The 13,907-nt window shown below is 39.2% G+C and carries 13 protein-coding genes and 1 CRISPR repeat array; all 13 genes read right to left on the reverse strand.

Annotated elements, in window-relative coordinates; translation table 11 throughout:
• Positions 1 to 865, reverse strand: an 865-nt coding sequence (locus tag GZ996_RS10570) for an IS30 family transposase (protein ID WP_162012029.1), incomplete at its 3' end; no start/stop codon positions are given.
• Positions 866 to 1,148: 283 nt separating this feature from the next.
• The gene (locus GZ996_RS11985; protein ID WP_238386424.1) at positions 1,149 to 2,147 is read right to left on the reverse strand and encodes a DEAD/DEAH box helicase; all 999 of its coding nucleotides are present in this window, start codon (positions 2,145 to 2,147) and stop codon (positions 1,149 to 1,151) included.
• 31 nt (positions 2,148 to 2,178) lie between these two features.
• Positions 2,179 to 3,036, reverse strand: coding sequence for a DEAD/DEAH box helicase family protein (locus GZ996_RS11990; protein WP_238386425.1), 858 nt, complete (start codon positions 3,034 to 3,036; stop codon positions 2,179 to 2,181).
• Positions 3,033 to 3,689, reverse strand: coding sequence for a TOTE conflict system archaeo-eukaryotic primase domain-containing protein (locus GZ996_RS11995; RefSeq protein ID WP_238386426.1), 657 nt, complete (start codon positions 3,687 to 3,689; stop codon positions 3,033 to 3,035). Before GZ996_RS11995 ends, GZ996_RS11990 begins: the two co-directional genes overlap by 4 nt.
• A gap of 155 nt (positions 3,690 to 3,844) precedes the next feature.
• Positions 3,845 to 4,117, reverse strand: coding sequence for a hypothetical protein (locus tag GZ996_RS10580; protein ID WP_162012028.1), 273 nt, complete (start codon positions 4,115 to 4,117; stop codon positions 3,845 to 3,847).
• Positions 4,118 to 4,167: 50 nt separating this feature from the next.
• Positions 4,168 to 5,253: direct repeats of the CRISPR family, unit length 32 nt; unit sequence ATTTCAATCCACGCACCCGCGAAGGGTGCGAC.
• A gap of 148 nt (positions 5,254 to 5,401) precedes the next feature.
• On the reverse strand, positions 5,402 to 5,695 hold the full coding sequence (cas2, locus tag GZ996_RS10585) for a CRISPR-associated endonuclease Cas2 (RefSeq protein ID WP_156806146.1): 294 nt from the start codon (positions 5,693 to 5,695) through the stop codon (positions 5,402 to 5,404).
• A 9-nt stretch (positions 5,696 to 5,704) separates the two neighbouring features.
• A complete protein-coding gene (gene cas1c, locus GZ996_RS10590) occupies positions 5,705 to 6,730 on the reverse strand; it encodes a type I-C CRISPR-associated endonuclease Cas1c (RefSeq protein ID WP_156806145.1) in 1,026 nt (341 codons plus the stop codon).
• Positions 6,727 to 7,398, reverse strand: a complete 672-nt coding sequence (gene cas4, locus GZ996_RS10595; protein ID WP_156806144.1) for a CRISPR-associated protein Cas4 — start codon at positions 7,396 to 7,398, stop codon at positions 6,727 to 6,729. Before cas4 ends, cas1c begins: the two co-directional genes overlap by 4 nt.
• A gap of 1 nt (position 7,399) precedes the next feature.
• On the reverse strand, positions 7,400 to 8,248 hold the full coding sequence (gene cas7c / locus GZ996_RS10600) for a type I-C CRISPR-associated protein Cas7/Csd2 (RefSeq protein WP_156806143.1): 849 nt from the start codon (positions 8,246 to 8,248) through the stop codon (positions 7,400 to 7,402).
• Positions 8,249 to 8,251: 3 nt separating this feature from the next.
• On the reverse strand, positions 8,252 to 10,210 hold the full coding sequence (gene cas8c / locus GZ996_RS10605; RefSeq protein WP_162012030.1) for a type I-C CRISPR-associated protein Cas8c/Csd1: 1,959 nt from the start codon (positions 10,208 to 10,210) through the stop codon (positions 8,252 to 8,254).
• Positions 10,210 to 10,947: a type I-C CRISPR-associated protein Cas5c gene (gene cas5c / locus GZ996_RS10610; protein WP_162012031.1), complete on the reverse strand. Its 738-nt coding sequence runs from the start codon at positions 10,945 to 10,947 to the stop codon at positions 10,210 to 10,212. The genes cas8c and cas5c overlap by 1 nt, the downstream gene beginning before the upstream one ends.
• Positions 10,948 to 11,310: 363 nt before the next feature.
• On the reverse strand, positions 11,311 to 13,704 hold the full coding sequence (gene cas3, locus GZ996_RS10615) for a CRISPR-associated helicase Cas3' (protein WP_162012032.1): 2,394 nt from the start codon (positions 13,702 to 13,704) through the stop codon (positions 11,311 to 11,313).
• A gap of 116 nt (positions 13,705 to 13,820) precedes the next feature.
• Positions 13,821 to 13,907, reverse strand: coding sequence for an IS3 family transposase (locus tag GZ996_RS12305; protein WP_161979366.1), 87 nt, complete (start codon positions 13,905 to 13,907; stop codon positions 13,821 to 13,823).

A 13,907-nucleotide genomic window follows, 5' to 3' on the forward strand; every position in this document is an offset into this window, starting at 1 on the left:
TGAAGTTTTCATTAGTCCCTCTTTCATGCGAAGAATAAGGATGGGCAAAGTATATATCAACTCCATGTAAGTCTGACAAACTACTAAACTCTGAACCATTGTCCGACGTAATCGAAAGAATAGGATACTCTAAAAGAAGTTCCTTAACTGTAGCGTTAATCGTCTCTGCTTGCTTATTCGGCAATTGACAAGCCAGGGCAAACCGAGTTTGGCGTTCTACCAAGGTCATAACAACAGCTTCACCCTTGGTTTTCTTACCGAGTACAAGGTCAATCTCCCAGTGGTCAAACGTAGAACGGTCGTTAATTGACTCAGGACGTTCTTCTATAGAATTGCCTAGGACTTTCTTTGCGACCTTAGATGTGACTTTAGACCGTTTTCGGATACTCACCATCTTAGGTAAATCAATTGGTTTAATCGTCAACAGGCCATCTTTGATGTAACGGTACACTGTTTTGGTTGAAGGAATAACTTCAAACGGATGTTCCTCTTTGTAGGTTTGGACAAAGGTATCGATACTGTGGCAGCGAGGTTGGGATTTCAAAGTCTTCTCCAACTTCTCAAAGAAGGTCTTGGAACAATCTCCTAGTTTGCAATAAGTACTATTTTGTCGATTGGTCTCATAGACACATTGACCACTGTCTGGAAAGTAGACGTTTGAGTATAAGAGTTTTCCATTCTTATCTTGAACTTGAAAGACGCTGCCACGCTTGATTTCACGACTGATCGTCGAGTGATGACAACCTAGAAGGCGAGCAATCTCAGCGGTTTTCTTCCCCATCTTGAGATAGGCACTAATTTCTCCTCGTTCAGAGGCTGAGAGGTGTGAATAAGATCGATTTTTGGTAGAATAATTAGTGGACATGTTCATCTGCTTTCTATACTGAGTTGGGGAATTCTAGTATATCAGACGAACATGTCTTTTTTGTTGCACTTCATTTTACAACGCGGGTTTTTTAAAAATATTTTTTATTTGAAAAAGATAATTTCCTAAAGTAAGTTCCACTTTAGCTTTCGAAGTGGTCTTAGTCTAAAACTGTGTGTAATTTCCTTCCTTTTTACTGCTCTGCTATTTCTTAAAAAAGGAAAATCATGAGATTGAGTTTATTCGACTCAGTCTCATGCCTTGACTTATCTACATAAGAATTTTAACTTTCAAGAATATTCTTAAATTCTTGGACTAGGTTCTCACTTTCAATGCGAAGAAACATTGGGGCCTCTTTGTCGTATTGCTGGGTGAACATTGGCAACTGTCCAAACCAAACAATATCTTCATCAAGTATGGTAAATGTTGGCAATGGGGTATCCCTCTCATAAACAGAGATTCCTGTGCCTGCTAGCTGCTGTATTAAGGGTTGATTTTTCTTATCTCGAGTCACATAAATATCTAGACTTGCTCCTTTAATCAGCCCCAGTAATTGTTGTAGCTTCAACTGATGACCTTTAGCTATCGAAATCGTCACTTTTTTAACCTGTCGCAAATCTTTTACAAAAGCAGTTTCATAGGATACTCGGTCAAAAATACTCTGATTTTCCTGTTTAGACGATGTCACATAGCGCATCTTTCGATAAGCTACTTGTCGCTTATGAAACATCTTTTCTAAGTAAGGGACATGAATGTCAACGTAATCATATATTGTGACTAAGTTCTTCCCTAAATATGGACGATGGATGCGACCAGCATATTGAATCAGATTATTTTTCCAAGACAAAGGACTTGCCAAAACAAGCGTGTCCAACTTTGGTAAATCAAATCCCTCTCCCACATACTTACCAATTGATATGAGGACAAATGGCTCCGCATCATCTAATTGTTCTATTTGGGCTAGAATAGATTGTTTTTCTTTCACTTTTGTCTGACCACTCATGACAAAAACAGAGGATATGCCTGCATCACTCAATCCCTGTTCAAGAATGTTCAAATGCTCAATACGATTGGCTAATACTAGAATATGACGCTTTTGCTGGTACGCTTCTCGAATATCTTGAATCAGTAATTGATTGCGAGACGATGATTGAACTAGTTTATCACAGAGGTCCACAAAATTTGTACTTTTCTTATCTTGAATATCATATTTTCTAAAATCAGTAAACCGACGTGATAGCTGCTTCTCAAAATCAACTTGCTCCTCACTAGCAGTATGCAAAACAGGACCAATACGTTGGAAAAGAATCGGTTCATGACCATTTTTTTCGTTCTGGAGTTGCCGTCAATCCATAAAGGTAGGTTCCAGAAAAACTAGCTACTACTTTTTCAAACATCGCTGCGGTCACATGATGGCATTCATCTACCAACATCACATCATAATCAGACAATAACTCTTCAAGGTTATCAGCCGTCATCAGTGATTGAATCATGGCGACATCAACCAATTTCGTTCGCCACTTTTTAGCTCCCGCAAATTGACCAACGTGCCCTATGATTTTTTCTCGACCAGAAGGCGTGTAGCGCACCGCTTTTTCTTCATCAAATACTAGAAATTGCCCTAAGCGCTCTATCCACTGCTCTAGCAGTTGCCGATTATGAACTAAGATTAGCGTTCGTCTTTGTCGCTTGGCAATGAGTGCTGAACCCAAAACCGTTTTTCCAAATCCAGTTCCTGCACACAGAACACCATTTTCTGCCCCCAACATATCTGATAGCGCTAATTCTTGATTAAATTTCAGCTCCCCTGTAAAAGATACCCTAATCTCATCCTCAATACACTCTTGTTTAATAAGTGTTAACTTTGGAAAGGTTTCCTGAATCTTTGAAACAAGTCCCCTTGGAAGATACAAGTGTTTATCATCTTCTTCAAACAGATAGCTGGTTTCTGGTGTTTGGTAAGTCGGCTGTCTCATTGCCTGTTTTAAATAATACTCGGAATTAGAAAAAGAGACTAACTTTTTCAGATAAAAGAGCGCCTGTGGTGATAATATATTTTTATCTATCGTTAAAACGCGCCCTTTGTGAACCTCTAATGGCTCTTTTTCAAAATGTATCTTGAGAGACAACTGATTAATCTCTTGAACTTTCTGATAACTTACTCGTGTCAATTCTTGAAGATAAAGCCACTGGTCTGCATAAAGAACAAAACTCTCATCAACAAATACGCGCTTACCTTCTTGAAAAGATTGCCTTGTAAAAGAAGAGCAATCAAATTTCCAAATCCTCCTTTTGGCAGGCGGTCTTGATTTGGAAACATGCGATCAAACGAGTCAAAGGACAGTTTAGGAGATTCTTGCATGGCTAATGCTAACAATTTTTTACCAAATAAACGCGCCTCTCGGCAAGAAATCAGAGTTTCAAAGAAAAACCAGACATGTGCCCCATTTCCTGAACGAGAAATTTCCACATGTAAGTCAATTCCATAAGCGCCTGCTATTTTTCTCAGAACCCGAATAGTTTCTCGCCAATCTCCTTTATCAAAATCGATTGCTAATAGAGAGCAAGTATCGTCTTTTAAAATCGGAAAAAGACCAATACTCGTCTCCCCTCTAAAATGGGCTTTCAGCACCTCATATGTCAATGGTTCGCAAAGACGTTTATCAACCGGCAACTGCTTCCAGCCATACTGATATGAGGGGGAATACTGCAGCCTTCCTGATTCATTCTGATAGGATTTGGCATGCACATCATCGCGTCCTTTAAATAGGGAACGGTATATACTTAATTTTCCAGCTGTCGTTAACTGAGAGCGCCTAGACATAAAGTGTTTTTGAAAATCACTTTCGCTGATTAGAACGCACTCTCCATTATCTTGATACTCTAGTAATAGCAACTGCACTTGTGAACTATAGTAGAGATATTTCGCCTTGATACAGGCTAATCTACCAGAAGTTTTTCCATGAATTGTTCCAAATATTAATCCTCTTCATCATACTTATAAGCAATTTGACAGAAAATGTCCATGACTCCTTCTTCAAAGCCCCAACCAGTTCCTTGACTAGCTTGCTCAATATGCCTCAACTCTTGGTTGACAGACTCAAAGAAAGCATCATTCCCTTCAGCAATATCAATCACATTTTGGTAAGCATCCAGAACAGCATTGTAATAAGGTACCGACATGTCACCGAAATCTTCTGTATATTGTGTCCCGTCTAGGGTTAAATCTAATTTATGCCAACATGACTGCACCCGCGAAGGGTGCGACGCTGACTATACACAGAACTTTTGCTAAAATCCCAATTTCAATCCACGCACCCGCGAAGGGTGCGACTATTAAACATGCCTTGCAACAGTATATTCAACGTATTTCAATCCACGCACCCGCGAAGGGTGCGACACGTCTTGAACATCTCAAATGCATAGAAAAAGACAATTTCAATCCACGCACCCGCGAAGGGTGCGACGAAGTATGTCCAAGGTAAGGGTGTGGAATTGATATTTCAATCCACGCACCCGCGAAGGGTGCGACGAGGATTCTAATGCAGCTTAGACCGTATCAAGAAATTTCAATCCACGCACCCGCGAAGGGTGCGACATACGCCTTGGAAAAGGAGGTATTGACCATGTGCATTTCAATCCACGCACCCGCGAAGGGTGCGACTGATCATATGAGTGTAACGTTCAAAGTCTTACAAATTTCAATCCACGCACCCGCGAAGGGTGCGACGTTCTAAATTTTCTAGTAGCTTAACTGCTAGCAAATTTCAATCCACGCACCCGCGAAGGGTGCGACCGCTAAACTAGCGATGCTTGATTTATCTAACAAAATTTCAATCCACGCACCCGCGAAGGGTGCGACCTTGATAGCCTCGTACTGCTCCTTGGTAACCAAATTTCAATCCACGCACCCGCGAAGGGTGCGACCCATTGTCAGCAGCTTTAGTGTCCCAGACATAAATTTCAATCCACGCACCCGCGAAGGGTGCGACAATATGGATAAAGCCCTTTTTAATATCAACTCGAAATTTCAATCCACGCACCCGCGAAGGGTGCGACGTTTCTGAGTCAGTAATGTGACATTTCCTGAATCATTTCAATCCACGCACCCGCGAAGGGTGCGACAGAACACCCAGATTTTAGGAAGGAAACATAAATATTTCAATCCACGCACCCGCGAAGGGTGCGACAATAACATCGCAAATAATGTCGCTGCAACAATTAATTTCAATCCACGCACCCGCGAAGGGTGCGACCACGGTCACACAGGGTTCAGCACGTCCAAGTGTTATTTCAATCCACGCACCCGCGAAGGGTGCGACCACGGTCACACAGGGTTCAGCACGTCCAAGTGTTATTTCAATCCACGCACCCGCGAAGGGTGCGACTGTGCGAAAACGCACAGTTTATAGAGAAATGACAGAAGTACACTTGAGTGAATTCACTCTAAATGTAGTCATTTCTCTATTATTTTACCATATTTTTGCGCGAGACTCCCAGCATTTTATGAGTAACTAAGAGTCGCATCGACTGATTTTATAATAGTAATACCCCTAAATCGGGATCGTAACTATCCGATTTTCCTAAAGTTTCAACACGATTTTGCCAATGTTTTCCCAGCAGATAGAAACGGATGCTATCCATTTCCAAATCAATAATCGTTGTCAACTTATGCTTAATATCAACAAATTCAGCTGGCGTTACAGAACATTCAAAAACTGAATGTTGCACGCGCTGACCATAATCAACACATAGCTTTGCTACCTGTCTCAATCTCCTCCTTCCTGCTGCTGTACTCATATTGACATCATACGTCACTAAAACCATCATATCATTCTCCTAAATCATAAAGGGAGGGTAACTGTCAATATCTCCGCGAATCGCTTTAGCTAAAAGCTGCGCTTGTACATAAGGCAACAACATCAACTTTACTTTCTCTTCGGTAAAGGGATGCTCTACTTCCACATGCTTACGCTTCTGCCATAATTCAATAAAGGTCGCACGACCTTTTTCAGTTAACAAAATACTACCATTTTCCTTAAATTCAAAATGCTTCTTTGTCAACTGACCTTTATTAATCACTGAAAATACAAAGCGATCGACGATATAAGAACGAAATTCTTCCACAAGATCCAAAGCAAGACTCGCTCGACCAGGTCTATCTGTATGGAAAAATCCAACATAACTATCTAGTCCAACGGCCTCAAGAGCCGATTGACATTCATAAGTTAACAGACTATACCCAAAAGACAGCAAGGCATTGATACAATCCAATGGCGGTCTTTTACTTCGTCCACCAAAAATAAAGGTCTCCTTATCTGTTAACACCAAATCATTAAAGATTCGAAAATATTGATTAGCAGCCTGGCCTTCTATCCCACGAAGAGAATCTTTATTATCGGCTACTTGCACCGATTCAAGCGCCCATGTCAGCTCACTATTAACCTCTTCAAACAAACTCCCATCAATCTTTTCTCGGTGATCTCGTCTAAAACGAAGTAAATATTTTCGAGAATTTGATATCTTGGCTAAAATAAATCGCTTGGCATACTCTAAAGACTCCTCACGATCTGCTAAACGGTAATGCTCACGCCTTAAAAGGACATTGCCATTCGTTGAGCCAACATAACGACCACAAAATCGTCCTTGCGGGGTATGAAATGACAGGTTGATTTGATTTTCAGTGCAAAGTTTGATCAATGCAGGCGATGCTCCTAAATAAGAAAAACACACAATCCCATCAATGATTCGAAATGGAAAACGTGAAACGACACTGCCATCTTTTTTAATGACAATATTATCACCTTCTTTCGTTAGATAAAAGTCTTCTTGAGTCAAATATAACGTGTTTAGAAGTTTCTTCATACAATTTCCTCACTGTTGATTGCATCAGCGATATAACGTTCAACGCTCCGCACCTTTTTACTGATTCTTGGCTTACAGATATCTACTAATGAACATAATGGGCAATTTTTAAAATACTCAGCCTTTGGCAGTTTCTTTGACTCATAAAGTTCATGCATTTGATTCGCCAACACCTGAACTTCTTGCCGCAAAACTTCCGTAATAGGTACCGTCACTTTTTTATTGACACTATGGTAGTAAAGGCTTCCTTCATCGATTCTGCACCCCAAAGTTTCCTCTAAACAAATGGTCTGCGCAACTAATTGAACAATATCTCTTGTGTCTGACTTCGGCTTTCCACGCTTATATTCAACCACTTTGGGAAGCCATTTCCCACGTTTACCTTTAATACTGACACCAGCATCATCTCGATAAAATTCCACAACATCCATAATCCCATACAATCCTAATTGAGCTGACGAAATATGCATCGCTCGTGACACGAAAATATCTTTTCGCTTCTCTTTGATAAAAGGATTATCTGCCTTTGTATGCAGAATCTGACCGTGAGCCGTTGCTTCATTATCCAACCATTGCTGGTCGATATGAATCAATGCCCACTGGCGTTTACAAAATTGAAAATGCTGGATACCTGATAACATCAGATAATCATCCTCTGCATAAACCATACTAGAGCCCTTCTAGAATTTCAACCTCTAAACCTTTTGATTGGTATTCTGCTAATTTCTCTTGATCCAAATGAATCGCATAGTCTTCATAAGAAGACTTATCTTGTTTGGTCTTATCCGCAACCAATAAATCATAAATACGCGCACTGGATACATTTCCTAACTTACTAGAATGCGTAAACCAGAAGACCTCGCGGACACGCATTGACCCTTCGGGACGTGCTGAGGAGGCATCATTTTCAAAAAGACTAACGAGGGCTTGTTTAATTACTTCGGCATCCTTTTCACTAAAACCAGTCTTTTCAGCAAAATGCGCATTGATAGAGCCTTTGATGACATAAACCCCATAATCCACAAAATGCTTTGTTCCCATCGTATCAGAAGAACGGCTACTATCTCCTTTAGGCTCCATACCATTCGTACTACGCGTGATTTGAAGGCTTGAAATGACAATAGGATCCAAAGACTTCGCCATACTAATAGAAACTGGACCACGAACTCCAATCGATTTTTTCAAATAGGTAAAGACTTGTCCGAAGGCACGGACATCAAACCAAAGCTCGTTAGCTTTCTGTTCAATATCTTCATCCTTATCTTTTGCTACAAAATGAGCAGAAAAACGTTTTTCAAGTGACCGAAACTCATCTTCAATCCGCTCACTAGCCTGTACAAAGATTGGTTGTCCCATATCTTGAAGACGATTCCGAATTTTACGCTTAATCGACACATCACTCATCAAGCCATAGCCTTTGGCGTCAGTGCGTGGCATATTACCATTCAATGGATCCCCATTCGCATTTGCCTCACGCACTTCAACAGTTACCATAAAATCAATTTTGTGTTCCAACATAACCTAATCCTCACTTTCCACTACGTCTACTGTTTGTTTGGTATAATAAAATTTTTTCTCCGCATAATAGCCAAACATAAACCGATAATCCAATGGTTTTTCCATCCCTTCACTATCAATCAACAGATTCAAAAACATCATGATTTCTTCTTTTTCTTTATTTAACTTGCTCCAACTGCCGTGATTGTTTAATTTTAAGGTCTCTTCGTAAGGCTTAATTTTATTTTCGAGTAACATCATCAATTTTGTCGGCTGATTTGTATAGGCTGTCCAATACCGCTCAGCGTTGGTAATACGCCCACTATCACTACCATCTAACTTGTAGCGTAAACTTTCAATCAACTCATAGATTGCCAGTAAACGGCCAAACAGATATGAGCGCTCTTGATTCGTATGATCTAACATCGGTGAAAATTCCTCCTCATGTTGTTTATGTAAAATTCCCAAGCTAATTTGTTGAACTTGATGCCATTTTTCTGGGTATCTTTGGCGTTGTCTAATATTATTTTCTAATTTTTTAACAATAGCACTTGGCACTCCTTGTCCATCCAATAAAGCTGTTATAAGTTGTTGGTATAAATCACTTTTGAAGCTATCATTATCTAATTTCAAGACTTTCTCACGTTTCAAGCCCTCTTCACGTTCAACACCATAAGCCGCCAAGATAATTTCCATCAAGTTTGGAGCGTAAGAATAATACTGACCATCCTTACGACGCCTTTCCCAAGAGTAATTAGCTTGCCACTGATCCAAACGTTCGAGTAATTGAGAGGCTTTTAGTTGCCTAAAATACTTGAGTGCAATACGACCATCATTGGTTTTATTTAAAATAGCTGCATAATAACTGGAGGCATCCTCAAACTGTTTTTTACCTCTAATAAAGGAAGCTTTGATTTCTCTATTACGCTCTGAAATCGTAAATTTAGACGTTTCACCATCATCCTCATCTTCCTCCTCAAACATACTGTTATAAGGTTTCGTCACTGTCAGCTGACTGTCATTCGCCAAATCATCACTAAACCAGTTGATGAGATACTGGCCTCCGCCAAGCCAAGCATGTGTATGCTCATTTTCTAGAAGATACTTAGCCATCAAGTGAATTTTTTCTGATGTTTGATAGCCTATTTTTATGATATCTGTATCCTCTTTCTTGGAACTAAATCTATCTCCTTGGTATGCAAAATCATTCGTCTCACTCTTAGAAATTAATTTTGCTTTTACGAAGACTCCACCGATATTGCGGTGCAGATGAACAATTTGATCTTTCTTACCACTAATATTACAAACTTCTTTCCCTACAGAATTCTGTTCAACCATTTTAATGTGATCCAAATGTAAATCTAAATAATTGGAGACAGATGTATCTTTATATCCATTAAAATCAACTATTTTAAATGTCACCATCGTATCTTTTAGTTCTAATTTCTTCGTTCCCTGCTCATAATTAATTTGACCGGGTATAAATTTTCGTCCATCCATCACCCCCAATATCAATTCATATTTGTCAGAAAATAAACTTTTTAAAACTTTATCTACAGCAGTCGTGGTAGTTAGAAAATCACAAATTAATTTTAAAAAGGATTGCACACCTGAATTTGTTGTTTTCTGTAACCAATTTTTCAAATTATTTTGGTACATTTCATGCATATCTTTTCTTTCCTCTGTTGGCATTACATAGTACCATTTATCCACAATAGGATGAGGGGCAATTTTAGAACTTGTTCTATTTACAGAATCAAATGTAACGGGATAAACTAAATTGTATCCTTCTTCTAAAAATGTTGATTTTACAAAATTCCCTTGATTATCTAGAACAATTTCAATATACTTATCCGTCTTTTTTAATATTTTATTACTATGATAAATAGGTAATAAGGTCGGTTCGTTTTTTGAAGCATTGTCGACCCAGCCATCTTGTTCTGCACTTTCATAGGATTTTAGTAATGATGTAAAGAAATCCATCAATGCCCTCCTTCCTCTGCTTGTTCATCAGCCTGATAAGCATCAAATTCGTCATTAACCAACTTGATTTGTCCAGGTTCTTTAAAGGTATAACTAGACAAGGTATTGACGATTTCACACTCTTCTTGTTCCTTAAATTGGATAACACCGTTTTCCATAACTGTATGTGTGAAATAGGATTTTAATGGTTCTATCTTATCCGTCGGATATTTAAAGGAATGAAACATGATACCAAAGTCAATGGTTTGATTTTCATAAGCAACTGATGCGGCCTCATACTCTTCTTGGCTAACCTCATCTATGAGGCCAACACACTCACGTGTTCCAAGAAAAATATCGCGACGCCCGCCTTTGCGAATAGAACGTGCCATAATAGCCTCATGTTTGTTCGGCAATCGATCGTGAAGCAAATCTGGACGATTTTCATTCCATACAAAATGGAACTTCACCAAATACTCTATATCACTTAAATAAGAGACATAATTCAGATCGGCATTGTAATTAGCCAGCAAGGCTCTCACACCATGAAGCTCTGTTTGAATTTGCTTACAAACTTTCACCTCTGTCACCACATTGGTAATCGTTGGCTTAAAATAAATAGCATCGACAATTCCTTGCAGAGCCTGCCTAGTCGGCACAGCGTAGCTAGAGCGTTCACCACCGCCTTTAGTAGCAGGATTGGTAAACAGGGCCAAATTCCCACTTACTCTAATGTAAAAATTTCTAGAACGATACACTTTTTCTCTCCTTCCCCACCAATCATTTATTGTCTGTTATTTTTCCAATCCTAAAATAGGGCCCATATTTTACAGATTATTTTTTCCTTGATACCACTTTTATCAAAGTTGCCAATGCAATCAAAATTGCTGGCAACTGATTAACAAGTGTCTCAAGAAAACGAAAAATCGACTGTGACAACAATGAATCCTCCTTGAAGTTGATTATACATACATTGTAAGCGTTTTCTTTCAAGTTGTCAAATTTTTATTCTATATAGTTATTAATATTGATTCTAATATTCATTGCTGATATAATGATATTATCATAGTAAACTATGCGGATTGAAATTATATTGTTATCAATAAAGCAGGTACTACTCTTTAAAACATGAGTAAACTATCTGCTTCTTTTTTTATGCCAAAATCGTCATCATAAAATTCTTTTGGCAAAATCAATATTTGCCCGTCAAGGTAGGATTTGGCTTGGCTCAAAAATGGGGACTTCTCTCGCACACTAACGGTATAAAGTTGTAGCTGTTTCATGGTTTTCTTGATATAAGCATAGCCCTCCGCATCAGGATAAGGATTTTCTTCTAAAAAAGTTTCAAACTCTGCCAGCAGTTCTTCAGATGTTCCATAAGGGACAATCATACCGATACTATCATCCTTAATTAAATCAATTGCCTGACCTGCTGTTTTAAAAGCTTGCCGAAGCTTACCTTTTTCTGGACCCGAAAACTCATTATGACTTAAATAATCATAGCCTGATTGATTATCTCCTATCGGGTAATCCACAGTATCACCATAATTAGCGTAATGGCGTTTGAAAAATTCATCATTAAGCATAGCTACATCAATCGGAGAAGTCTTTTGACGCAAAATCGTCTCTGTAACTGATTTCTTATGCTTGATTTCTGTGAGATGAGATAGATTTTCTTCCTCATTCGTCAAATGAACTAATGTCACCTGTCCTTTATCTCGTTTACCTTCTCGGTTACAACGCCCTGCGGCTTGAACAATGGAATCAATTCCTGCATAAGACCGCACCACACGCGCAAAATCAACATCAACCCCTGCTTCAATCAATTGCGTACTGACACAGATGATTGGAAGATCTTCTTTCAACTGCTCTTTCATCTCAGCAATCTTATCCAAACGGTGTTTAGGACACATATTAGTTGATAACTGATAAAGGGGACGCTCCGTACGTTCTGCTAACAATCCGTAGAGTTTAGCCACTGCTGCTTTAGTATTCAAAATGACCAGGGTTGATTCCTCTTGAGATAATACAAACTGAGCAACATCAGCTAAACTTGTTTTCTCATCAGCTTCTTCTAGTTTCCGTAACTCAGTTCGCTCAAAAATGGCACGTTCTTCTTGGGTTAAAGTCACAATATCAGCCTGCTCTGCTATTTTCCCACCATAAACCATACGATGCTCTAAACTGTCATCATCATAGGTTGGCTGGGTCGCGGTACACAGAATGACTGTTGTTTTTATCACACTGCTCAAAAAGTTCATGGTCAAATTAAAGAGCGTTGTCACTTCGATAGGGAGCGATTGCACTTCATCTAAGACCACAACGCTATTGATAAGGCTCGAAAAGCGTCGGATATTGGCTGATTTGGTCTTAAACAGTGTTTGGAAAAACTGCACCATCGTCGTCAAGACAACTGGACTGTCCCAACTCTCTAAGAGATACTCCTGCATCAACTCTTCTTGACTCTCATGGTCGCATTCTTTCTCTCTAACAACGTTCGAATGATGCTCAAGAACACCTTCGTCTCCAATCATTTGTTTAATGTCTGCTGCATTTTGCTCCAAGACTGAGAGAAAAGCAGTGATATAAAAGAAGCGTTTTTTATCCTGATGTGCCATCTGGTGAACAGCATAGCGTAAGCTCGATTTCGTCTTACCTGCACCTGTTGGGAGATTCAGACGATAAATGCCAGCAGTATCTGCTTGACCTCGCTCTTTGATACGCTCTGCAATCATTGTTCTTACTTGATTTAAGCGGTTTGTCGGTTGACCAAATTGTTGATACACCTCTTCTACTCGTTGCAAATAGGACTGACGAAGCTGCGCATTACTGTCCTCAGTCGCAGGTTCAATGACTTCTTCATAAGCATTAACCGTATCTAAGATATCTGCATTTTTCAAAAAAGAAAGGTAAAGACGAACAAAGCAGCCAGCGTAAAATTCTTTTTCATTTGCATCTTTACAAGACAATTTTTCCAAAGCCTGTTCAAAATCACTAAAAGCAGCTTCAATTAACTGATTGAGAGTCAGATAACCATACTGTGACAGCTGTGATTCCAACTCAAGCGCAAACGGTATAACCTCTTGAGCAAAACCGGCCTCTTTAGAAGTCTCATCAAGTCTACTTCTCAGTTTATTATAGCCATGCTTACTGGCATCGTTAGCATACAAATCATACATGCCATGGTGAGCAGAAATGACATAAGCAACAACATCCGCAAACAACTGCCAGCCTTTTTTACCCAAACCTCTTTTTCCTAAATGTACCTGTATCTTTTGGTATAAATAGGTAGCACCAGCTGAAGAATGGTCCACCTGCTTAGTCGGATCTTTCAACAGCTTATCTTGGAACGCCTGCTTTGCTTTTCCCAAATCATGAAATAATCCCAGCAAAAAGAGGACATCCCCCTGACCAATCTCCTTTGCTCTATTTCTTGCATCAATCGCAACATTGAATAAATGATCTTCTAACGACTGAGTAAGCTCTTTTTCTGCATCATAATGCCCAATTACCATCTCATCACTCCTTTGATTTACTTAAAAGCATTGTAACATGAAAACGTTTTAAGAGTAAGAAAAAAGCCTCACAACATGTCAAGCCCCGTCTAAAATAGACAGTGTAAAAAAGAATATTAGTTAGTAAGGTATGACTCCCTGAATTCCATAGGGGTCATACCTTTTAATATTTCTTGTGGTCTATCATAGTTATACCAGTCCAT

It is taken from the genome of Streptococcus sp. S784/96/1 (assembly GCF_902729355.1).
GTDB classification, from domain to species: Bacteria; Bacillota; Bacilli; order Lactobacillales; family Streptococcaceae; genus Streptococcus; species Streptococcus caledonicus.

What these genes read in the sequence shown, in the direction of transcription:
- GZ996_RS11995 (WP_238386426.1), bottom strand. Translation starts at nt 3,689, where the DNA reads ATGTCTAGGCGCTCTCAGTTAACGACAGCTGGAAAATTAAGTATATAC.
- cas2 (WP_156806146.1), bottom strand. Translation starts at nt 5,695, where the DNA reads ATGATGGTTTTAGTGACGTATGATGTCAATATGAGTACAGCAGCAGGA.
- cas1c (WP_156806145.1), bottom strand. Translation starts at nt 6,730, where the DNA reads ATGAAGAAACTTCTAAACACGTTATATTTGACTCAAGAAGACTTTTAT.
- cas4 (WP_156806144.1), bottom strand. Translation starts at nt 7,398, where the DNA reads ATGGTTTATGCAGAGGATGATTATCTGATGTTATCAGGTATCCAGCAT.
- cas7c (WP_156806143.1), bottom strand. Translation starts at nt 8,248, where the DNA reads ATGTTGGAACACAAAATTGATTTTATGGTAACTGTTGAAGTGCGTGAG.
- cas8c (WP_162012030.1), bottom strand. Translation starts at nt 10,210, where the DNA reads ATGGATTTCTTTACATCATTACTAAAATCCTATGAAAGTGCAGAACAA.
- cas3 (WP_162012032.1), bottom strand. Translation starts at nt 13,704, where the DNA reads ATGGTAATTGGGCATTATGATGCAGAAAAAGAGCTTACTCAGTCGTTA.
- GZ996_RS12305 (WP_161979366.1), bottom strand. Translation starts at nt 13,907, where the DNA reads ATGGACTGGTATAACTATGATAGACCACAAGAAATATTAAAAGGTATG.